General features: G+C 72.4%; 23 protein-coding genes. 15 read left to right on the forward strand and 8 right to left on the reverse strand.

What is annotated here, in order from left to right; translation table 11 throughout:
* The first annotated feature begins 541 nt into the window (after positions 1-541).
* Positions 542-2,683 carry a trypsin-like serine peptidase gene (locus ACF068_RS06750; RefSeq protein ID WP_392273074.1) on the forward strand — a complete coding sequence of 714 codons (2,142 nt, stop codon included), beginning with the start codon at positions 542-544 and terminating at the stop codon, positions 2,681-2,683.
* 82 nt (positions 2,684-2,765) lie between these two features.
* Here ACF068_RS06750 and ACF068_RS06755 read toward each other — a convergent pair whose 3' ends face one another.
* Positions 2,766-3,641: a leishmanolysin-related zinc metalloendopeptidase gene (locus ACF068_RS06755; protein ID WP_392273075.1), complete on the reverse strand. Its 876-nt coding sequence runs from the start codon at positions 3,639-3,641 to the stop codon at positions 2,766-2,768.
* A gap of 421 nt (positions 3,642-4,062) precedes the next feature.
* Here ACF068_RS06755 and ACF068_RS06760 point away from each other — a divergent pair, with 421 nt between their 5' ends.
* The 3 genes from ACF068_RS06760 (at position 4,063) to ACF068_RS06770 (ending at position 6,203) form a co-directional block, all read left to right on the forward strand.
* Complete coding sequence (locus tag ACF068_RS06760) at positions 4,063-4,329, forward strand: peptidoglycan-binding protein (RefSeq protein ID WP_392273076.1); 267 nt, start codon at positions 4,063-4,065, stop codon at positions 4,327-4,329.
* A gap of 30 nt (positions 4,330-4,359) precedes the next feature.
* A complete protein-coding gene (locus ACF068_RS06765) occupies positions 4,360-5,451 on the forward strand; it encodes a hypothetical protein (RefSeq protein ID WP_392273077.1) in 1,092 nt (363 codons plus the stop codon).
* Positions 5,452-5,648: 197 nt separating this feature from the next.
* Positions 5,649-6,203, forward strand: coding sequence for a phospholipase (locus tag ACF068_RS06770; RefSeq protein ID WP_392273078.1), 555 nt, complete (start codon positions 5,649-5,651; stop codon positions 6,201-6,203).
* Positions 6,204-6,299: 96 nt separating this feature from the next.
* Here the strand turns inward: ACF068_RS06770 and ACF068_RS06775 are convergent, their stop codons facing one another.
* Positions 6,300-6,806, reverse strand: coding sequence for a hypothetical protein (locus tag ACF068_RS06775; protein ID WP_392273079.1), 507 nt, complete (start codon positions 6,804-6,806; stop codon positions 6,300-6,302).
* Positions 6,803-7,555, reverse strand: a complete 753-nt coding sequence (locus tag ACF068_RS06780; protein ID WP_392273080.1) for an alpha/beta fold hydrolase — start codon at positions 7,553-7,555, stop codon at positions 6,803-6,805. The genes ACF068_RS06775 and ACF068_RS06780 overlap by 4 nt, the downstream gene beginning before the upstream one ends.
* A gap of 219 nt (positions 7,556-7,774) precedes the next feature.
* On the opposite strand from ACF068_RS06780, the gene ACF068_RS06785 reads away from it, so the two are divergent.
* The 3 genes from ACF068_RS06785 (at position 7,775) to ACF068_RS06795 (ending at position 10,199) form a co-directional block, all read left to right on the forward strand.
* Complete coding sequence (locus ACF068_RS06785) at positions 7,775-8,182, forward strand: YciI family protein (protein ID WP_392273081.1); 408 nt, start codon at positions 7,775-7,777, stop codon at positions 8,180-8,182.
* A gap of 8 nt (positions 8,183-8,190) precedes the next feature.
* Complete coding sequence (locus ACF068_RS06790) at positions 8,191-9,336, forward strand: RNA polymerase sigma factor (protein WP_392273281.1); 1,146 nt, start codon at positions 8,191-8,193, stop codon at positions 9,334-9,336.
* 446 nt (positions 9,337-9,782) lie between these two features.
* Positions 9,783-10,199: a VOC family protein gene (locus tag ACF068_RS06795; RefSeq protein ID WP_392273082.1), complete on the forward strand. Its 417-nt coding sequence runs from the start codon at positions 9,783-9,785 to the stop codon at positions 10,197-10,199.
* Between the two features lie 67 nt (positions 10,200-10,266).
* Here the strand turns inward: ACF068_RS06795 and ACF068_RS06800 are convergent, their stop codons facing one another.
* Positions 10,267-11,202 (reverse strand): SMI1/KNR4 family protein, encoded by a 936-nt coding sequence (locus ACF068_RS06800; protein ID WP_392273083.1) that lies wholly within the window; start codon positions 11,200-11,202, stop codon positions 10,267-10,269.
* Positions 11,203-11,505: 303 nt separating this feature from the next.
* Between ACF068_RS06800 and ACF068_RS06805 the strand changes: the two genes are divergently transcribed.
* The 5 genes from ACF068_RS06805 to ACF068_RS06825 all read left to right on the forward strand — a co-directional run bounded on the left by ACF068_RS06805 (position 11,506) and on the right by ACF068_RS06825 (position 16,104).
* Positions 11,506-12,027, forward strand: coding sequence for a toxin-antitoxin system HicB family antitoxin (locus ACF068_RS06805; RefSeq protein WP_392273084.1), 522 nt, complete (start codon positions 11,506-11,508; stop codon positions 12,025-12,027).
* 83 nt (positions 12,028-12,110) lie between these two features.
* The gene (locus ACF068_RS06810; RefSeq protein WP_392273085.1) at positions 12,111-12,971 is read left to right on the forward strand and encodes a DUF4097 domain-containing protein; all 861 of its coding nucleotides are present in this window, start codon (positions 12,111-12,113) and stop codon (positions 12,969-12,971) included.
* 128 nt (positions 12,972-13,099) lie between these two features.
* Entirely contained in the window at positions 13,100-14,104 is a 1,005-nt protein-coding gene (locus ACF068_RS06815; RefSeq protein WP_392273086.1) for an ATP-binding cassette domain-containing protein, read from the forward strand.
* The gene (locus ACF068_RS06820; protein ID WP_392273087.1) at positions 14,101-14,892 is read left to right on the forward strand and encodes an ABC transporter permease; all 792 of its coding nucleotides are present in this window, start codon (positions 14,101-14,103) and stop codon (positions 14,890-14,892) included. The genes ACF068_RS06815 and ACF068_RS06820 overlap by 4 nt, the downstream gene beginning before the upstream one ends.
* 435 nt (positions 14,893-15,327) lie before the next feature.
* Positions 15,328-16,104 carry an ALF repeat-containing protein gene (locus tag ACF068_RS06825; protein WP_392273282.1) on the forward strand — a complete coding sequence of 259 codons (777 nt, stop codon included), beginning with the start codon at positions 15,328-15,330 and terminating at the stop codon, positions 16,102-16,104.
* 158 nt (positions 16,105-16,262) lie between these two features.
* Here the strand turns inward: ACF068_RS06825 and ACF068_RS06830 are convergent, their stop codons facing one another.
* Entirely contained in the window at positions 16,263-17,174 is a 912-nt protein-coding gene (locus tag ACF068_RS06830) for an NAD-dependent protein deacetylase (protein WP_392273088.1), read from the reverse strand.
* 98 nt (positions 17,175-17,272) lie between these two features.
* Between ACF068_RS06830 and ACF068_RS06835 the strand changes: the two genes are divergently transcribed.
* The 3 genes from ACF068_RS06835 to ACF068_RS06845 all read left to right on the forward strand — a co-directional run bounded on the left by ACF068_RS06835 (position 17,273) and on the right by ACF068_RS06845 (position 19,356).
* Positions 17,273-17,572: a DUF3253 domain-containing protein gene (locus ACF068_RS06835; RefSeq protein ID WP_392273089.1), complete on the forward strand. Its 300-nt coding sequence runs from the start codon at positions 17,273-17,275 to the stop codon at positions 17,570-17,572.
* Positions 17,573-17,702: 130 nt separating this feature from the next.
* On the forward strand, positions 17,703-18,284 hold the full coding sequence (locus ACF068_RS06840) for a restriction endonuclease (RefSeq protein ID WP_392273090.1): 582 nt from the start codon (positions 17,703-17,705) through the stop codon (positions 18,282-18,284).
* 163 nt (positions 18,285-18,447) lie between these two features.
* A complete protein-coding gene (locus ACF068_RS06845) occupies positions 18,448-19,356 on the forward strand; it encodes a PIG-L deacetylase family protein (protein WP_392273091.1) in 909 nt (302 codons plus the stop codon).
* Between the two features lie 166 nt (positions 19,357-19,522).
* On the opposite strand, the gene ACF068_RS06850 is transcribed toward ACF068_RS06845, so the two are convergent.
* The 3 genes from ACF068_RS06850 to ACF068_RS06860 form a co-directional block, all read right to left on the reverse strand.
* Complete coding sequence (locus ACF068_RS06850; protein WP_392273092.1) at positions 19,523-19,945, reverse strand: subtilase-type protease inhibitor; 423 nt, start codon at positions 19,943-19,945, stop codon at positions 19,523-19,525.
* 370 nt (positions 19,946-20,315) lie between these two features.
* Complete coding sequence (locus tag ACF068_RS06855; protein WP_392273093.1) at positions 20,316-20,870, reverse strand: Clp protease N-terminal domain-containing protein; 555 nt, start codon at positions 20,868-20,870, stop codon at positions 20,316-20,318.
* Positions 20,870-21,079: a helix-turn-helix domain-containing protein gene (locus ACF068_RS06860; RefSeq protein ID WP_030315760.1), complete on the reverse strand. Its 210-nt coding sequence runs from the start codon at positions 21,077-21,079 to the stop codon at positions 20,870-20,872. The genes ACF068_RS06855 and ACF068_RS06860 overlap by 1 nt, the downstream gene beginning before the upstream one ends.
* Positions 21,080-21,161: the final 82 nt, after the last annotated feature.

Consider the following 21,161-nt stretch of genomic DNA (forward strand, 5'->3'; position numbering starts at 1 on the left):
GGCTTTCGGTGACGTACCGCCACCGTCCCCCGCCCCTTAGGGCCCCGGCGGTGACGCACCGCATTCCGGAGCCCGGTCGTCACCGGCGTCCGGCCGCCCACGGGGGCACCTGTCCCGGTGCGCTTTCCCGATCGCCGCCCGATGTCCGGGCCCGTGGTCTCCGATTCACATGTCGCCCGGTCAACTTCGGCGTCATTCCGGGCGGCCCGTCGCGGGTCACCGCTTTCCGCCGGCCGACCGCGCGTCAACTACCCCGCGTGACATAGCAAAGGGCAACGCAAAGCCGCCGGAAAACGCGCCGGGCACCATATGCACGGGCCGGTGGAAGTGCCTAGCATGAAAGCAGGGAAGGGAAAAGCGTCCACCACGCGGTGAAGGCGGGTGACGCGCCGCACGCCACGCGATCAGCCGGTGGAACGGACCCCGCGGTACCGCCAGTCCCGCGCCACGAGGAGGGCGGTCACGATCACCCGGCCCCGGCGAGCCGGACGGGCCTCCGGGGCCGGACGGACAACCCCGGAACAGGACCGGAGGGTCGGTCATGGCAGTGACGGTCGACACACGCGCGGAACGGCTGAAGCAGGCCGAGGCCGCGGCGGAGCGGTACGAACGGACCAGCACGGAACGTCACCAGGTGGAGCGCCGGCTGGACGCCGGCGTCAGGTTCCCGGACTCGCCGGAGGCGATCGCGGCCCGCGCCGCACGGCTGCTCGACCGTCAGGCGGTGCCCGCCGCCGCGGCGGTGGACAGCATCCGTGAGGAGCGGCTCAGCGCCCCCGCGGCGTACGAACGCATCCTCGGCCTGTCCAAGGAACTACAGGCATGGAGCTTCCTGCCGCGCGGTGCGCGCGCCGCCCGTACCGTGGCACGGATCCTGGCCAGGGAGAACGGCCGCGAGCTGCCGATCGGCACCGGCTTCCTGGTCTCCCCCCGCCTGCTGATGACCAACCACCACGTCCTGCCCGACGAGACGTCGGCCCGGCAGTGCCTCCTGGAGTTCGACGCCCAGGTCACCATCGACAACGCCCCCGGGGTGTCGACCCGGCTGGAGCTCGACGTCGGTGGGTTCTTCCTCGCCGACGAACGGCTCGACTTCGCCCTGGTGCTGGTGGCTCCCCCCGCCGACGGCCGGCCGCCGGGGGAGGTGTTCGGGTGGAACAGGCTCAGTGTGCAGCGTGGAAAGCTGGTCATCGGCGAGCCGGTGAACGTCATCGGTCACCCGATGGGCCGCCTCAAGGAGATCGCCGTCCGTGACAACGCGCTCCAGGTACGCCTGGACGACTTCCTGCACTACAGGACCGACACTGAGCCGGGGAACTCCGGCTCACCGGTCTTCAACGACCAGTGGGAAGTGGTGGCCCTGCACCACAGCGGCGTACCGGACAAGGACGCCGAGGGCCGTACGCTGCGCAAGGACGGCAAGGTGTGGGAGCCCGGCGACGGGGAGGACGCCGTCGCCTGGGTGGCGAACGAGGGCGTACGCATCAGCTCCGTGCTCCGGCACCTCGCCGCCGTCCCGCTCGACCCCGTACGGCGTGCCCTGCTCGCCGAGATGGGGCCCGACTCCGGCCTGCGGGTCGACGGCGCGGTGCCGCGAGCGGTCGCACCCCCTCCGCCGGCGGCCGTCTCCCCGCCGGGGGACGCGACCGGAGACGCCACCGGTGCGGCCGTCGGGACCGCCGTGGGAGCCACCGCCCCCGTGGACGCCGTGGCGGACGCCGCCCCCGTGGGCGCCGTCCCGCGTTCCGCGCGCGTGGCCGCCGGCGAACGCGTCGGTCTCCGGCCCGCCACGAACGCCTTCGGCGGCCACCGGCACCTCGTCTTCCTGCACGGCAGGAGCCAGCAGGGCAAGGACACGGAGAAGCTCCGGCGCGACTGGTCCGCCGGGCTCAACCACGGGCTCACCCGGGCCGGGATGGCCCCCGTCGATCCGGAGGACGCCTGGTTCCCGTTCTACGGCGACACGCTGATCGCGGCGCTCGAGCGGAACGAAGCCGTCCCCCGCCCGTACGTCGATGTGACCGCCGTCCCGGTGGCGGAGGCGTGCGCGCCCACGGGACCGGCCCGGGACACCTACGAGCGGCTCATCGCCGATGCGGCGGCCGACGCGCACATGCCCCCGCAGGCGGGTCCGGAGGACGAGCGGTTCGGCGCCCCGGCCATCGGCGCACTGCAACGGCAGCTTAGTTGGCTGGCCGCCAAGACGGACCTCGACGAGTGGTTCATCGCCGCCGTCCTGCGGGACGTCGCGGCCTACCTCGACGACACCCGGGTCAGGAACGCGGTCCTCGACACCGTCCTCGCCTCGATACCGGCCTCCGGCGAGCTCGTCCTGGTGACGCACAGCCTCGGCACGGTCGTCGGCATGGACCTCCTCACCCGGCTCGGTCCGGAAACGGACATGGCCCTGCTCGTCACCGCGGGCAGCCCTCTCGGGCTGGACGGCGTGCACAGCCGGCTGCTCACCGGCGGACCCGAGCGCCCGGACGGCACGTACCCCTGGATCAACGCCTGGTGCCCGACCGACGCCGTGGCCATCGGCTGCCCGCTCGGCGACACCTGGAAGGGCGACCCGATCGACGTGGCCGTCACCAACTCCCGTGACCGGGCGCACCACATCGAGGAGTACCTCACCCACCCGGAGGTGGCCGCGGAGATCGGGCAGGCCCTCAAGGCCGCCTGACGGGCGAGCGTGGGCGAGGGGGAGCGCCGGGATTCCTCCCGGCGCTCGTCGAGCGCGTCGTCGGGGGCATTCGCCGCCGTCGTCACGCCCTTTCGGCCGGAACGCGGCTCGGGACGGTGGGGAGCACCACGTACTGCGGCGCCGCCGCCGGGAGACGCTCCGAGGTGGCGATCGCGAGCAGGTCGGGGAGCTCGTAGTCCTGGGCGGCGTCGAGGTCGACCGTGTACCCCAGGTCGCCGAGGCTCGCCACCGACAGCCGACTCAGGGGGTTGTCCCGCTCCGCGATGCTCGGCGACATCAGCTCGTTGTCGAACACGCTCTCCCGCCAGTGCCCGCCCGCGCTGCCGGCCCCGCCGACATTGGCCACCGGCACCGGCACGGGGCCGCCCTGCTTGAGCCGGCCGAACTCCGCCATGGCGCCGGAGCCGACGAAGGTCGGGTCGTCGCCCGGGAAGTCCTTGAGCAGACCGAAGTCCGTCCAGATGGTCCCGATGCCCAGCACGTGTCCCATCTCGTGCGTGATGACGTCGAGCAGTGTCCCTTCCTCCTCCATCTGTGCCAGGTCGGCACTGTCGAACCTCATGTGGCCGGTCGCCGGGAGTCCGGCGCCGCTGGCGGCCTGTTCGCTGCGCAGCCGTGTGGGTCCGGCTTCCCCAAGGACGTTGCGGACGTTGTTGACCCCGTCGATGGGGACGCCCTCGGCGTCGATCAGGAGGTCGTCGATCACGACGTCACCCGTGAAGTCACGGACGACCGCCGTTTCCAGGTCGCCCACGATGACCCGCGTCCAGCGGTCCGCCGCCTCGGCGAAGACGTCCTTCTGACCTCTGGTCAGGCCTTTGATGAAGCGCACCTCGATCTGGAACGGAGACGTGGTCAGCGCCAGCTCCGCGGCCCGCTCGCTGTCGGCGACGGCCCGGTACGTCTCGAAGGCGTAGGTGGTGTGCTGCCTTCCCATGGCTGAATCTCCCCTCGCCTGCTCGGTATGGCTCGGTCTGGAATTCATCCCTCAATACCACGTTAACCCCGACGAGCTGGTATTCTCCGCTCCCAATTTTGGTTGAAAATTCCCTTGTTGACGTGTCATCGAAGTCAACTCCGGTCGGCATGCGCCCGCATATGACATGCGAAAAGCAATGCGGCGAGGTAGGCTGACGGCAGGAAAAAAGCAGGGTGTACCCCACGTCATCGGGACGGGGCACCCGGCGCGGACCGGCCGCCCGCATCGGCCCCCCGCATTTCGGCATCACGGCCCCGCGTTTCCGGACGGGAATCGGCCTTCCCTCTTCCCGGAAACCCCGACGCGTGGCGTTGCACCGGAGAACGGCCTCGTTGCCGCCCGGAGTCCTCGGAACGACCTCTGCGTACGGGAGTGCGCCATGCCCAGCGACATCTGCACCATCACCAACACCCGTCCCACGATCAAGGCCGGCTCGTCAGGAGCGGCCGTCAAACAGGCGCAGTGCTACCTCAACAACTCGCTCACCGGTGACAAGCTCCTCGTCGACGGGGTCTTCGGACCGGTCACGGGGGCGGCGGTGCGCCGGTTCCAGGGGTGCGCGGACATCATTGTCGACGGCGTCTGCGGCGCCCAGACCTGGTCCCACCTCGCCTTCTGGGCCAACAGCCCGGAATTCGCCTGCTGAAGCGGCTGAAGCGGCTGAAGCGCGATGCGCATGCCCGACGGGCCCGGGCTCCCCGATCGCCGGCGGGCCGATCCGTGTGAGAAGGGCCTGTGGGAGCTGAGGGAGGGCCTGGCCTCACGGATCAGCGAACTCGAGGCGCTGCTGCGGTCCAAGACGGCGCGTGCCCAGCTCCCGGCGGAGGCGCAGGCGCTGGCCGCCCAGGCCTTCGAGGAGCTGGCGGAAGCCCGCACCACGCTCCGCCACGACCACCGCCGGCGCCTCCCCGCCGCGCACCTGGCCGTCGCCCAGACCCGCTTCGACATGGCGCACAACCTCATGCTGCGCCTGTCGTCGCTGGACGAGGTGACGGCGATGATGCCGGGCCTGGTGGCGTACGTCCGCGAACACCTGCCCATCAACGACGAACGCAGGGTCCAGGTCGAGGAGATCGCCCTGGCCCTCCGCAGCGGCACCCCGTTGCAAGAGGTGCAGCGGCAGGTGGTCGTCGACGCGGTCGCCGTCGCCCGCCAGTCCCACATCCGGGAGAACCTCCGGGTCCGCAGCTTCACCCACGTCGTCTACGGGATGGCGATCGTGCTGTCCGTGGTCGTCGCCCTCGTGGCCGCCTTCGGCGCCCTGGCCCCGGGGACCGTGCCCCTGTGCTTCCACCCCGAGAAGATCGGCATCGTCTGCCCCACCGCGAGCGACATGTCCCCCCGGAGCGCGGAGCCCGGCGGCGACATCGACGAGCTGTACGCGGCGGTCGCCTCCCCGTGGGACTACCCCGTCGTCGCGTTCACCGGCATCGTGGCGGCCACGGTCGCCGCCACCACGTCACTGCGGAGGATCAGGGGCACGTCCACCCCGTACAACGTCCCCGTGGCACTGGCCCTGCTGAAGCTGCCGACCGGCGCGCTCACCGCCGTGCTCGGCCTGCTCCTCATGCGCGGGGAGTTCGTTCCCGGCCTCCAGGCCCTCGACTCGTCGGCCCAGATCATCGCCTGGGCCGTCATCTTCGGGTACGCCCAGCAGCTGTTCACCAAGCTCGTCGACAACCAGGCGCAGACCGTCCTCAACTCCGTCGGCGGCCCGCACAACGTCCAGGGAAAACCGACCCGCGAACCCCATGCGCCGGCCGGCTGACGGCCGGCGCCGCAAACCGTCACCAGTGCGTATCCATATGTCAACAGCCGTTCATACCAGCGGAGTTGAGCCACGAGTAGGGGCCGAGTAGGGGTAGGCGCCATCGGTGTGGCCCGATAGCGTCGCCATGCGCGATCAAGGTCGCGCCGACCTCCGGGACGAGGTCCCGGAACAGCAAGCAACGAGGGGAACCACAAGTGAAGAGGATCAACAACGCCCTGCTCGGCGCCACACTCGGCGGCGTCATGGCGTTCTCGCTCGCCACCCCGGCGCTCGCCGACAGTGCCCCCGCGGCCGCGTCCACGCCGGGCGCTTCCGCCGCGGCCGTGGAGGGCGAGTCGGTGGCCGCCGCGGTCACCCGGCAGCAGAAGCTCAACCGGCTGAAGCACCTGACGGAGGCCAGCCAGGACGCCCTCGGCGACTGGACGGTGGACCGCGACAAGTGGAGGCGCACCGGTAGCAACAGGTACGGCTTCAACTGGAACACCGACGGTTGCAGCGGCGCCTCGGACAACCCGGGCGGCTTCCACTTCTGGTCGGCCTGCGCGCGGCACGACTTCGGGTACCGCAACTACAAGGGCCTGAACGCCTTCAGCGCCGGCAACAAGAAGCGCGTCGACAAGACGTTCCTGTACGACATGAACAACACGTGCGACCACCAGTGGGGCCCGTACACCCAGGCCCAGCGCAAGGCGTGCAAGCGCGTCGCCAAGAAGTACTACGACGCCGTCGTGGCCCTCGGCCACCTCTAAGCCGTCCGACCGGACGCCCCCGGCCTCACCGGCCGGGGGCGTCCGCCCGCTCCGGGTGACGCCCCGCCGTCCCCGCCCCGGTGTTCCGCGCGCCGGTCATCTCCGGTCCCGTCCGCCGTCCCCCGTGCCGCGCCGACGCGCCCGCGTCACGGCGAGCACCCCGCCCGCGACGGCGATCAGCGCGATGGCCAGGGCGATGCTGACGCCCCCCTCGGTGTCCCAGTACACGTCCTCAAGGCTGATCAGCAGCGCGGCCTCGTCCACGACCAGCGCCAGCCCGACCCCGTAGGCGAGCCCCATCCAGGCGCGTGCCCGCGCGGAGCGCTCGACCAGCCCGGCCGCGCCCACCCCCACGAGCAGCAGGATGCCCCACACGTAGTGGTGCAGGTGGACCCCGCCGGCCTGTACGTCGCCCACCCCCGCCACGTCGATGTGGATGAGCCAGGTGAGCAGGCGCATGCCGCCGAAGGTGAGAGCGAAGCCCCACCACGCCAGCACGAAACCCCGCCGCTCGGGGGAGATGCCCGGCAGGATGCGCAGCCAGGGCGACGGGCGGTCCGTGTCCTCGGACGGCGAACCGCCGGACGTCCTCGTCGGTCTCACGTGTGTCCTCCAGCGGTGAACTGCTCGATCAGCGCGGCCACGGCACCCGGCGCGCTGTAGTGCGCCGCGTGCGCGGCACCCCGCACCTCGGCCGCGCGGCCGTCACCGACCACGCGCGCGACACGCCGGGTCCAGTCCCTGGAGGCGATCGTGTCACCCGCGCCCCGCAGGACCAGGGTCGGCGCGGCCACCCGGGCCAGATGCCCCTCGAACGACTCGGCCGCGTCCCGCAGCGCGTGCCGGAACGAGGCGGCGAACCGGAGGGGGCCGGTCACCAGGTAGTCGCCCACCGCCACCGCGAGCAGCGGGAGCGGTTCGCGGGGCGCGTCCGCCAGCAGCCGCAGGCACTGACGCCAGCCGCCCGCGCCGGGCTCCAGCGCCGGACCGACCATCACGACGCGGCGCACCAGCCGCGGATGACGGGCGGCGAAGGCCGCGACCACCTGGCACCCGACCGAATTGGCCACCAGCAGGCTCGGCCCCAGGCCCAGCCCCCGGTGCCAGCGCTCCAGGGCCCCGGCGAGTTCCGCGACGCACGGCGCCCGCCGTACCGCGCCCCGCGACCGCGCGTTGCCCGGCAGGTCCGGTACGAACACGGTCGCCCCGCCCGCCGCCAGCAACCGCGCCAGCGGCACGAAGTACCGCCCCGAGAGCCCCAGACCGTGCACCAGCACCACACTGGGCGAGCCCTCGCTCGGCGGGGGACCGAACCTGCGGGTGAAGAGCCCCGCGTACGTCGACTGTTCCATCCCTTCACCATCCCCCGGCCCGGCCCTTTCACCGCCCCGGGCGCGCGTTCGGCACCGGCTGGAGCACGGGCTGGAGCAGCGGTTGGAGCCCCGGCTGGATCACCGGCTCGGAAAAAATCTTGGAAAGAGCGCGCCGGCGATGTCGAGAACCCGCGACCGGCTCCGTCCCCGCCGTGAACGCGACCACAATGGGTCGTACCAGGACCGAGGAGACACACCATGGCCAAGTACCTGCTGCTCAAGCACTACCGAGGCGCTCCGTCCCCGGCCAACGACGTCCCCATGGACCGGTGGACCCCGGAGGAGATCTCGGCGCACGTCCAGTACATGCAGGACTTCGCGGCCCGCCTCGAGAAGACCGGCGAGTTCGTCGACGGCCAGGCGCTCGCCCCGGAAGGAGTGTGGGTCCGGTACGACGGCGAGGGCCGGCCCCCGGTCACCGACGGCCCGTTCGCCGAGACCAAGGACCTCATCGCCGGGTGGATGGTGATCGACGTCGACAGCCACGAGCGCGCCGTCGAACTGGCCGGCGAACTGTCGGCAGCCCCCGGCAAGGGCGGTGAGCCGATCCATGAGTGGCTCGAACTGCGGCCGTTCCTGACCGCGCCGCCCACCGTCACGGAGTGACCACCCGTATGGACGAGCTCCTGCTCCGAAGCCTCACCCCGGGCGTGCTCGCGATCCTCGTCCGCCGCGGAGCCGACTTCGCGGCGGCCGAGGACGCCGTACAGGAAGCGCTGGTCGAGGCCCTGCGTGTATGGGCGGCCGATCCTCCGCGGGACTCCAAGGGCTGGCTGGTCACCGTGGCCTGGCGCAAGTTCCTCGACCAGGCGCGGGCGGACGGCGCCCGCCGCCGGCGCGAGGAGCTCGTCGAGGAGGAGCCCCCGCCCGGGCCGGCGCCGGACGTGGACGACACGCTCCGGCTCTACTTCCTGTGCGCCCACCCCTCGCTGACGCCGTCGTCGGCGGTCGCGCTCACCCTGCGCGCCGTCGGCGGGCTCACCACGCGGCAGATCGCCCGGGCGTATCTGGTGCCCGAGGCGACCATGGCGCAGCGGATCAGCCGGGCCAAGCGCACCGTGTCCGGGGTGCGGTTCGACCGGCCGGGCGACGTCGCCACCGTGCTGCGCGTGCTCTACCTGGTCTTCAACGAGGGGTACTCCGGCGACGTCGACCTCGCGGTCGAGGCCGTCCGCCTCACCCGGCAGCTCGCGGCCGCGATCGACCACCCCGAGGTGGCGGGGCTGCTCGCCCTCATGCTGCTCCACCACGCCCGGCGTAACGCCCGGACCGCGGCCGACGGCAGCCTGGTCCCGCTCGCCGAACAGGACCGGGGCCGGTGGGACACACGCCTGATCGCCGAGGGCGTCGGGATCCTCCGGACGGCCCTCGCCCGCGACCGGCTCGGCGAGTTCCAGGCCCAGGCCGCCATCGCGGCGCTCCACGCCGACGCGCCCAGCGCCGAGGAGACCGACTGGGTCCAGATCGTCGAGTGGTACGACGAGCTCGCGCGGCTGACCGACAGCCCGGTCGTGCGGCTCAACCGGGCGGTGGCCGTCGGCGAGGCCGACGGACCGCGGGCCGGGCTGGCGGCGCTCGCGGCGCTGGACGACGTACTGCCCCGCCACACCGCGGCCTCGGCCTACCTCCACGAGCGCGACGGCGACCTGGTGACGGCGGCCCGGCTGTACGCGGAGGCTGCCCACAAGGCGACCAACCTCGCCGAGCGCGACCACCTGATTCGGCAGGCCGCCCGGCTCAACGCCCTCCGGGACCGCTGACGGGCCGTGCCGGCGGTTCCGTGCCGCCGGGGCGGTGCCGCCGGGGCGGTGCCGGACGCGGGCGGCGGGATGCATGGTCCGTATCCGGGGCGGGACGCGCGCCGGGGACCTGGCCGCCGCCGGCCGCGTCCTCGCCCTGCTCCGCCTGCCGGGTTCGTCCGCCTGCCGGGTCCGTCCGCCCGCCGGCCGTGTCCGACGTGATGGCCACGTCGTCGCTTGCCTAATCTGTCGGCGTGGCCGAGGACGTCTTCGGAGCCACGGAACACCGGCTCGGCAGCCCGCGCCAGGCGGTCTCCCCGTACCTGGCCGTGCCGGAGCCGCCGGACCCACCCAAACCCGGCGGGAGGGCGGCCACACGTTCCACGCCGCCGACGCGGGCTCGTGCCCGGCGCACCCGCACCCGGACCCGCACCCGGACCCGCACCCGGACCCCAGGAGGGCCCCTCGTGAAGATCCATATGACCAGCGTCTTCGTCGACGACCAGGCAAAGGCCCTGCGCTTCTACACCGAGGTCCTCGGCTTCGTGAAGAAGTACGACGTCCCGGTGGGGGAGGAGGGGGACCGGTGGCTGACCGTCGTCTCGCCGGACGAGCCCGCCGGCACCGAGCTGCTCCTGGAGCCCGCCCGCCACCCGGCCGCCAAGACGTACCGCGACGCGCTCGTGGGGGACGGCATCCCGCTCGCCCAGTTCGCCGTCGACGACGTGCGGGCCGAGTACGAGCGACTGAGCGGCCTCGGCGTGCGCTTCGTCCAGGAGCCCATGGAGATGGGCCCCGTCACCACCGCCGTCTTCGACGACACCTGCGGCAACCTCATCCAGATCGCCACCGAGCCGCCCGCCGGTTCCGTCGAGGTGGGCTGAACCCCACGGCCAGGGCCCGCCCCCCGCCCCCCGCCCGCGTTCCACGGCAGGGCCCCGCCGGGGGTGGTCAGCCGGTCCAGGGCCGCCAGTGCTCCTCCCGCGCGGGGTCGACGCCGCCGAGCCACACCAGGGCCCCGCCGATCAGGCCGGGCCTGTCCCGGGTGGCCAGGGCCGGGGCTTCGAGCATGTCGGCCGTCTCCTCCAGGTACGTGACCAGGGTGTCGGACTCCGCGGCGGGGGAATCGCCGAAGCGCGACCAACTGCCCAGACGGCCCGTCGAGGCGTCCAGGTACAGGCCCGAGGTGGTGTCGGCCGGGCCGAGGGCGACGAACGGTATCCAGGTCGGCCTCCAGGACTCCCCCCGAGCCCGGGACCGCGTCTTCAGCCGGTAGGCGGCGGCCACGGAGTCCAGGTCCATCAGGACCCGGTTGCCGGGCAGGCATCCCCCGCCGCCCGCCCCGCCGTCGCCGGCGGTCAGCGACCACAGGGCGCGTAATTCGAGGGGTATGGCCATACCCAACCTCTCCTCCAGGGCGGCGAGCGCCGCCGGGCCGGCGCCCTCATGGAGCGCCGCGTAGGACGCGGGGGCGTGGCTCCGCAGCCACACCGTGACGCGGTGCCAGGCGTCGGCGACCTGTCGCACGGTGATCGCGGCGGTGACGGTGTCGTACGGCGGAGCCTCGACGGGCCTCCCGTCGGCGCTTCCCTTCGTGGGCCCGGTCGCGGACTCGGCCGCGCCCCCGGCCGGCTCGGCGGAGGGGGCCCGGGAGACGTACCGGATCTCGATCCGGTCGGGCTCGCGGACGTAGCCGACGGCCAGGGCGGGGCAGTCCTCGAACAGGTCGCCGTCGACCATCACCGTGAGGATCCCCGGCAGTCCGGAGGGGTGGCCCAGGTCCGGTTCCTCGGCCAGCCGGCCGGCCAGCACCTTCAAGGCGTACGGAACGCCGGCGCCCAAGTGGCGGGCGGTGTCGCGGATGAGCGGGGGGATCTCGACGTGCACGACGGGTACTCCTTGTCGGTCGGGCCTGGGGGGGGGACTGGGGTGGGGGTGCCGCACACACTAGGGCGCCCGGTTCGCCGGGTACGCGCGCCGGTGACGTCGGGGATGGGTGCAAGGTGGCGCCACTTGGTGCCATCCGGCGCCATCACGCAACACCCGGCCGCTCCACCCGTGCGTGGTGCCACGGACGCCCGGGTTGGTGCCACGCTGTTTTCCCAGGTCAGCCGCGTGCGCACGGAGGTGATTGCCAGGGTGTGCCACGGGCGCTTGCCAATGGCGCCAGGATGGTGCCATGATGGCGTCATGGACCTCACCCCCTATGTCGACACCCTTCGCCGTGAACTCGCGGTGGCCGCCGAGGCCGGCGGTGACGAAGCCCGCGAGCTGGCGGAGCGGCTCACCGCTCCGCTGGAGTCGGCGACCCGGCTCACGATGCTCAACGTGCTGTCGGCCGCGATGGCCGAGATCACCCGTGAACTGGCGCCCGGCTCGGTCGACGTACGGCTGCGCGGGCTCGACCCCGACTTCGTGGTCACCCCGCCGCCCGGCGACGGCGGCGCCACCATGGAGCCGGTCGCGCCCGAAGAGCCGCTCAAGGCCCCGGCTCCGGCTGCCGAAGGCGACGAGGGGGGTACGGCCAGGGTCAACCTGCGCCTGCCGGCCCACCTGAAGGCCCGCGCCGAGGAGGCCGCGAACCGCGAGGGCCTGTCGGTCAACGCCTGGCTCGTACGCGCCGTGTCGGCGGCGGTCGAGGGCGGCACCCGGCCGCGTACGACCGAGAAGGCCCGAACCGTCGGACAGAGCTTCACGGGCTGGGTGCGCTAGCGCCCGGCACCGCCCGCACCACTTCACCCACATCACGTCCCACCAGCGGGGACGCCCCGAAGACCCAAGAGGACGGGACAGCCATGCCTTCTTTCGACACCCCCGCAGCAATCTCGCTCACCGCGCACGTGGAAGCCGGTTCCCTCCAGTTCACCGCGAGCGACCGGCCCGACACCGTCGTCGAGGTACGGCCCCGCGACCCGAAGAAGGACCACGACGTACGGGCCGCCGACCAGACCGAGGTCGCGTACTCCGGTGGCGTACTGACCGTCAGGACGCCCAAGCCCAACCTGCTCGGCCTGGGCTTCGGCATCGGCCGCACCGGCACGGTCGACGTGACGGTCGACCTCCCCACCGGCTCGCGGATCGACGTCACCGGCGCCTGGGCCCAGGTGCTCGGCGAGGGCCGGCTCGGCGAGGTGAACGTGAAGACCTCGTCCGGGGACGTCCGCCTCGACACGACCGGCCCGCTGAAACTGACCGCGTCGCACGGTTCGATCACCGTGGAGCGGGTGGAGGGCGCCGCCGAGATCACCACCAGCTCCGGCAGCCTGCGCGCCGGACTCCTGGACGGCGCGGCTGTCCTGAAGAACTCGCACGGCACCACGACCGTGGGTGCCGCCACCGGCGCACTGCGGGTGAGCGGTGCCAACGGTGACATCGACATCCAGCGCGCGGAGGACTCGGTCACCGCCACCACCGCCCACGGCACCCTGCGGGTGGGGGAAGTGGCACGGGGCACCGTCCAGTTGGAGACCTCCTACGGTGCCATCGAGGTCGGTGTCCGCGAGGGCACGGCCGCCTGGCTCGACGTCAGCTCGGGCTCCGGACAGGTGCGCAACGCCCTTTCCGCCTCGGAGGGTCCGGAAACCGCCGAGGACACCGTCAAGATCCGCGCCCGCACCCGGTACGGCAACATCGACGTCCGTCGCGCCCGGGTCTGAGCGCCCGGCTCCTCTCCCGCGCTCCCGCGCCCCCCAGGCACCGCCGCCTCACGCACCGCGCCCTGCACCCCGCATCTGCACCCGCACCTCCACCCCACCCCTTCACCACCCCTCGAACGGAGGGCTCCATGCCGTCATCTGTCATGCCCACGTCCAATCGGGACGGCCGTCGTCCCCAGTCTCCCGCCGCCGTCTCCGCCGTCGGCCTGCGCAAGTCGTACGGCGACAAGACCGTCCTCGACGGCATCGACCTGCGCATCCCGGCCGGCTCGGTGTTCGCGCTCCTCGGGCCCAACGGGGCCGGCAAGACGACCACCGTGAAGATCCTCTCCACCCTCATCGCCGCCGACGGCGGCGAGGCCCAGGTCGCGGGCCACGACCTCGCCGCCGATCCGCAGGCCGTCCGCGCCGCGATCGGCGTCACCGGTCAGTTCTCCGCCGTCGACGGGCTGATCACCGGCGAGGAGAACATGCTCCTCATGGCCGACCTGCACCACCTGTCCAAGCGCGAGGGACGGCGGGTCACCGCCGAACTCCTGGAGCGCTTCGACCTGGTCGAGGCCGCCAAGAAGCCGGCGTCCACCTACTCCGGCGGCATGAAACGGCGCCTCGACATCGCCATGACCCTCGTCGGCGACCCGCGGATCATCTTCCTCGACGAGCCGACCACCGGCCTCGACCCGCGCAGCCGCCACAACATGTGGCAGATCATCCGCGAGCTCGTCACGGGCGGCGTCACCGTCTTCCTCACCACCCAGTACCTGGAGGAGGCCGACGAACTCGCCGACCGCATCGCGGTGCTGAACGACGGCCGGATCGCCGCCGAGGGCACGGCCGACGAGCTCAAGCGGCTGGTTCCCGGCGGGCACGTCCGGCTCCGCTTCACCGACCCGTCCGCCTACCGGAGCGCCGCCTCCACCCTGCGCGACGGCACCCGGGACGACGAGGCGCTGGCGCTGCAGATCCCCAGCGACGGCAGCCAGCGCGACCTGCGCTCGGTCCTGGAGCGGCTGGATTCCGCCGGCATCGAGGCCGACGAACTGACCGTGCACACCCCCGACCTCGACGACGTGTTCTTCGCCCTCACCAGCGGCGCCGACCTCCCCCACCAGCCCAAGGAGACCGTCCGATGAGCTCCCTCTCCCTCGCCGTCCGTGACTCGTCCACGATGCTGCGCCGCAACCTCCTGCACGCCCGGCGCTACCCGTCCCTCACCCTGAACCTGCTGCTGACCCCCGTCATGCTCCTGCTGCTGTTCGTCTACGTCTTCGGCGACGTGATGAGCGCGGGGATCGGCGGCGGCCGGGCGGACCGTTCCGACTACATCGCCTACGTCGTGCCGGGGATCCTGCTGATGACCATCGGCGGCACGGTGGTCGGGACCGCGGTGTCCGTCTCCAACGACATGACCGAGGGCATCATCGCCCGCTTCCGCACCATGGCGATCCACCGCGGCTCGGTGATCACCGGGCATGTGATCGGCAGTGTGCTCCAGTCGGTCATGAGCGTGACCCTGGTGGGGGCGGTCGGCGTGGCCATCGGCTTCCGGGCGACGGACGCCACGGCCCTGGAGTGGCTGGCCGCTTTCGGACTGCTCGTCCTCTTCGCCACGGCGCTCACCTGGATCGCCGTCGGCATGGGCCTGATCAGCCCCAACGCCGAGGCCGCCAGCAACAACGCGCTGCCGATGATCCTGCTGCCGCTCCTCTCCAGCGCCTTCGTCCCGGTCGACGCGATGCCGGGCTGGTTCCGGCCGGTCGCCGAGTACCAGCCGTTCACCCCGGCCATCGAGACGCTGCGCGGACTGCTGCTCGGCAGCGAGATCGGCCACAACGGGTGGCTCGCGGTCACCTGGTGCCTGGGGCTCGCGGTGCTCGGCTACTTCTGGTCGGCCGCGATGTTCCAGCGCGAGCCGAAGTGACCGGGACGGTCCCGGACCCCGTACCGCCCGTGGGGCGGCGCACCCCGGCACCCGCCGGGGCGCGCCGCCCCGGCCCGCTGTCGGTGTCGCAGGGGTCGAGCTTCGGCATGATGCCCCACGGCGTCGGCCAGGGGTAGGGCGTCTCGTGCCGGTAGACGTACGGAACGGCGTGGTCGATGAGCGTCTTGCCGTCGAGGTCCTCCGCGACGGCCGACAGGGCGGCGACCGCGTGGTGCCCGTCGATGCCGTTGATCACCAGTTCCCCGGCGGCGGCAGCGGCCTTACCGCCCGGGGGTGAGTGCGTTCGCACACGGAAGGGGTGGCCGGAAACGGACATGGCAGCGCAAACCCGTTTGACCCGGTGCCGGGCGTCACACAAGATCGACAAGCGTTTGGAGATGACGTGAAGATCGTTCCTGGATTTGGTAGGTGCGCATGAAGCTGGCCCGGATACCGGCCATCGTCGCGGCGGTGGCCATCACCCCCGCTCTCCTCTTCTCCGTCCCGGCGCTCGCCGTGGACGCCGACGCTCCGGCCGCCCCGGCGCCGAGCGTCTCGGCAACGGACACATCTCCGGCCGAGAAGGACCGGGCCGCGATCCTCAAGATGCTGGCCAACCCCTACAACGGCCGGGGCGTCCGGGAGGCCGCACAGAAGGCGCTGGAGGGTACGCCCGAGGACATGCGGCGCTTCCTGGAGTCCGGCCAGTACGAGGAGCGGCTCGTCGACGACGAGGTGCGGGTCTCCCAGATCCTCAGCCGCGGTGGACCCGGAGTGAAGGAGGCGGGCAAGAAGGCGCTGAAGGGCACCCCCGAGGACATCGTCAACTTCCTGGAGCACGGCCAGTACGAGGCCCGGCTCCAGGACGACCGGGTGCGGGTCTCCCAGGTCATCAGCGTGGGCGGCCCGGCGGTCAAGGAGGCGGGCAAGCAGGCCATGCGGGCCGGTACCCGGCAGGCCATCGAGGCCTTCCTGGAGACGGGCCAGGACACGGCGCGCCTCGCGGACGACCGGGCGCGGGTCGCGCGCATCGCCGCGACGGGCGGCCCCGCGGTCAAGGCGGCCGCGGCGAAGGCCCTGAAGGGCACGCCGGAGGAGCTGCGCCACTTCCTGGACGTCGGCCAGGACGCGGTCCGCGCGAAGGACGAGGCCGCCAAGAAGAAGCCGGTCCCGACGAAGAAGCCGGCCCCCAAGAAGCCCGCGAAGCGCTGACCGGACGCCCCTCGGGGCCCGGCCTCCCTCGGACGCCCGAGGCCCGCACCTGTTCGGTGCGGGCCTCCGGGCGTCCCGGCGGGACCGTACCGCCCGGGACCTCTCCTTCCACGACCGGAACCCCGGCTCCGCGGCTGCCTTCGGGCCCGTGGGCACCGTCATGACGGCAGCCGGGTCGCCGTTCCGCCGTCGAGGGGGATGCCGTGGCGCTCCGCGAGGGACGTGAGCGCGGCTCCCAGGGGGAGGGCGAGCCGGGTGACGGCGTGCCGGTCGCCTCGGGTCGGGTCCTGGTTGACGATCAGCACCGGAGTGCCGGCCTCGGCAGCCTGGCGGACGAAGCGGAGCCCCGACATCACCGTGAGGGACGAGCCCAGGACCAGCAGCGAGGCCGCCTCGCGGACCAGCACGCGGCAGTGCTCGACCCGCTCCGGGGGAACGGCTTCGCCGAAGAACACCACGTCCGGCTTGAGGATGCCGCCGCAGACCGCGCAAGACACCACGCGGAAGTCCCCGACCTGCAAGTCGGTGAGGTCGGCGTCCCCGTCCGGGTTGATCGCGGCGGCCACCGGATCGAACCCCGCGTTGGCCTCCTCCAGCCTCCGTGCCAGGTCGCGCCGCGCACTGAAGGCACCGCAGGAGAGGCAGACGACCCGCTCCAGGCTGCCGTGGAGCTCCACGACACCCTCGCTGCCTGCGGCCTGGTGCAGCCCGTCGACGTTCTGCGTGATCACGCCCGAGAGCAGACCGTGCCGCTCGAACGCGGCCACTGCCCGGTGCCCGGCGTTGGGCCGGGCGCGGCCGAACGTACGCCAGCCGAGGTGGCTGCGCGCCCAGTACCGGCGCCGGGCCTGTGCGCAGGCGGTGAAGTCCTGGTAGGTCATCGGGGTGTGCCGGCTCAGGCTGCCGCCCTCGCCCCGGTAGTCCGGGATGCCCGACTCCGTGGACAGACCCGCGCCGCTGAGCACCAGCACACCGCCGTCGCTCAGCGCCCGCGCGGCCGGCTCCAGGTCCGTGGTGCCCGGAGGCCAGTCCTCCGCCGGGGTCCAGCTCAACGTGGGGCGCATCCGCATGCCGCAAGGGTACGGAACCCACCCCGCCACCCGCTTCGCCGCGCGGCCGGGGCGGCCGTCGAGCGACGTACCGGCCCCGGCCCGGCGTCCTGATGGGCATGACGGCCAGTGGCGATACTGGAGGGGTGACGGACAGCGAAAGGCGGCTGGACCGGCGCCTGGAACGAGCCATCCTGGATCTGCTGGCTCGGCGCGCTCCGACCGCGACGATCTGCCCCTCCGACGCCGCCCGTGCGGTGTACGAGGAGGACGACGACGGCTGGCGCGCGCTCATGGAACCCGCCCGCAGCGCCGCTCGGCGTCTGGTCACGGCCGGGGAGGTCGAGATCACCCAGGGGGGACGCCCCGTCGATCCGACGGAGGCCCGCGGCCCGATCCGCATCCGCCGCGCCCGCTGAAACCCCGCCGCGCCGGCTTGAGACATTGCACCCGGCCCCCCGCCGCCACGGCGAGTGGTGACCCAGGGATGAAGCACACCGCCGATGGGGAGGGTAGCGGGCGGACGGTGGCGCGGGGGAGGAGCGGGGCATGGGAACGGGCGCCTGGGTGCTGGTGGTCTCGGTGGTCCTGGGGGCCGGGGCTCTGGTGGGGGTGCTGGTACGGGCGGGGCTGCGGGAAGCCGAGGCCGAGAGGATCCGTCTGGCGGAGCAGGCGCGGCTCCGCGCGGTGCGCTCGATGGAGGCGGTGTGGGGCATGGGCCACCGGGAGTTCGAGGAGTTCGTCGCGGACCTGTGCCGCCGGGACGGGTGCACCGGAGTCCGCCGCGTGGGCGGCGCGAACGACCTGGGCGCCGATGTGACGGGCCGCCTGCCGGACGGCCGGAAGCTCGTCGTCCAGTGCAAGCGCTACGCCAAGCACCGCTCCGTCGGCAGTCCCGACCTCCAGAAGTTCAACGGCACCGCCCGCAGCGAACACGGCGCGGACGTCCCGCTCTTCGTCGCCTCGTGCACCTTCACCCGGCAGGCCAGGGCCTTCGCGGCCCGTCACCGTCTGGTCCTCGTCGACGTCGACCTCCTCGGGTTCTGGAACAGCGGCACGGCCCTGACCGCGCTCCTCGACCTGGACATCGGCCGGTCCGGCAGCCACCGGCGGCTCGGCCCGGACAGGTGAACACCGCGCGCGGGCCGGGGCGGCCGCGGGGCGACGGCAGGGGAACGTCAGTGAAACGTTAGGGGCCCTCGACAGGCTGGGCGCATGCCGCGCCGCGGTGCCGTGTCGCCCGTGGCGGGCGCGCCACCCGGCGGCCCATCCGTCGCGTACGAGGAGACACCGCATGCCCGCTCATGTCCCGAACCGTTCCGGCCCGTCCGGCCCGTCCGGCCCGTCCAGGCGGTCGGTGCTGACGACCGCCGGCCTGGTGGCCGCCGGAGTGGCGCTCGACGGCACCGTGGGCGCGTCCAGCGCCTCGGCGGCGGCGGCGCCGGCGATCTTCTACTCGCCCCACCAGGACGACGAGGCCATCGGGCTCGCCGGGTCGATCCTGGAACACAAAGCGGCCGGGAGGCCGGTGTACCTGGTGCTGGTGAGCAAGGGGGAGAACGGCGGCCTCGCCGAATACATGAACCAGGGCGACTGCAAGACGCTCGGCGACAGGTGCTCCGCCCCCGGGCACCATCACCGGCTCGGCTGGCAGGAGAGCTGGCCGACGCCGGAGGTGGTCGCGGGCCGTACCGCCGAGTTCGCTCTCTCCGCCAAGGCCCTCGGGGTGGACAAGGTCATCAACTTCAAGCTTTCGGACGAGGCCTTCGGCGACTACGACAACTTCGTCAAGAAGGTCATGGCCAAGGTCCGGGCCCTCGCCCAGCAGTACCCCGGTGCCTCGCACAAGTTCGCGGCCGGATGGCTGGACGGGACCGACACGCACAAGGCGTGCAGCGATGCCGCCTACTGGCTCATGAAGAACGGTGAGCTCACCGACGTCCGCTTCAACTACATCTACGCGTACAAGCACTTCTCCGACCCGGCGGACCGCGGTCGCGGCGCCGACTACGTGCTCCACATCCCGGCGGCCCACATGGCCAGGAAGCGGGCGTCCATCCTGGCCTACAACACCTGGGACCCGGGCCGGAACCTCTACTCGCTCGGGTACCACAGCGTTTCGGACTGGCTGGAGCCGGCGTACGCGGACCCGCGGGAGTTCGTCTACACGCTGCCGAAGAAGTACAAGCCCGGAAAGCTCTAGAGGGTGTCTTGCCGATCCGGCCGGATCGGCAAGACACCCCTGCCCCGGAAAATCGGGGCGGCGCTCGGCAGGCGGCGGCCCGGACGCGCGTCGCACGGCGGGGCCGTGACGGCCCCGCCGGGCGACGGGTGTGGTACGGGAGGCGGGCCCGGTTGGGGCGGGGGGATCAGAACGCGAAGACGGGGTTCCCGTTGAACGTCACCGACATGGTGCACGTGTTGGAGAAGGTGTGCTTCCAGGAGACGCGGCTGCCCTGCCAGACGCCGTCCGCGGTGACCGTGACGGGGTCGTAGTGCATCGGACAGGCACGGCCGGTGTCCGGCGACGCCAGGAGCGTGTCGAAGGTGCCGGCGGTCGCCGCGAGGGCCGCGCAGGCGGCCTCCGGGTTGGGGTGGGTCCCCTGGGCGGTCGGCGCGCAGCTGAGGGTGGACGCGCGTACGACGGTGGCTGCGTCCCCCGCGCCCTTGGCGATGGTGAGGACCATCGCGGACGGGGCGTAGAGGCTGGAGGGCTTGGCTTCCGCGGCGCCGGTGGCGCAGGCCAGGCTCAGGAGGGCGGTGGCGGAGACAGCAGCGATGTGGCGACGCACGACAGGACTCTCTTTCGATTCAAAGGTTGAATGCGGTAGTTCTCTGCGCTTCGTTGTGCAGACGCCGCTGAGTCTGTCGAATGTGAAGGTCACCTGCACATCGATGACCGATTTACAGACAACTCGTTCGATTATCGGCGACCGAATGGTCGTTCTGGCAGCTCAGAGGGGGTGGGGGCGGTGCGCGACCGGTCCTTGACGGACGGTGAGCGTCCGAAGTGCCCCATGTGGCACGGTCGCTGACCTGCCGTCGGCCGTGCCCGGTTCATCGAACGTCCATCCAAGGTGACTGAATAGCACCGGTTCGCCGGAGGGGCGGGGCGGGCCGTGGTGGCAGTCGGGGTGAACCGGGCGCGGACGTGAACGGCGGTCAGTGGGTGCGGGCCCCCGACATCGCGGTGTCGACGGAGGTGTACGTCACGCCGTGGTCGGCCAGGGTCTCCGCCACGACCCCGCCGGTCGTCGTCAGGGCCAGGAGGATGTGCTCGTCGCCGATCTCCCGGTCCTTGCGGGCCAGGGCCATCCGGAGGGACTGCTCCAGCACCGCCCTGGCCTCCCGTGAGAACGGCCGGCGGCCCGAGCGCCGCGTCGGCCTCCTGGCGCCGCCCGTCAGCGCGCCCGGGCCATGGGTCTCCTCGATCCGCGCCACGATCGCTCCGACGTCGATCCCGAGGTCCGCCAGCGCCTCGGCGTCCGCCCGCGACAGCCCCGCCCGGCGCCGGGCGTCATCGAGGGCGGCCACTAGCGACGGGCGGCGGTCCGGCGGGCACAGCCCTCGCAGGGCGTCCGCCGCCCGGGTGTCCTCCCGGTCGAGCAAGGCCAGCAGCAGGTGCTCCTGGGTGACGGCCGTCGCGCCACCCCGCTCGGCGTGCTCGAACGCCCCCTTCACCACGGAACGTGCGGCCTTCGTGAACTTCTCGAACATCACTGCCTCCCGTACTTCTTGTGGACGGCCTGGCGGCTGACGCCCAGTTCGGTCGCGATCTCCTGCCACGACCACCCCTGGTTGCGCGCGCTGCGCACTTGGACGGCTTCCAGTTGTTCCAGTAGTCGCCGCAGGGCGGAGACGGCCCGGAGCCCGACTCGGGGGTCCCGGTCGCCCGCCCGTGCGGCGAGATCGGTCGCATCGGTCATGGTGTCAACGTACGTTGACAGCGACCGCATGTCAACTGTGGTTGACATGCGGTCGCTGTCGAGCACCGGGTGAGCACCGACG

Origin of the sequence: Streptomyces sp. NPDC016309 (assembly GCF_043077235.1) — a bacterium.
In the GTDB taxonomy this organism is placed as follows: Bacteria; Actinomycetota; Actinomycetes; order Streptomycetales; family Streptomycetaceae; genus Streptomyces.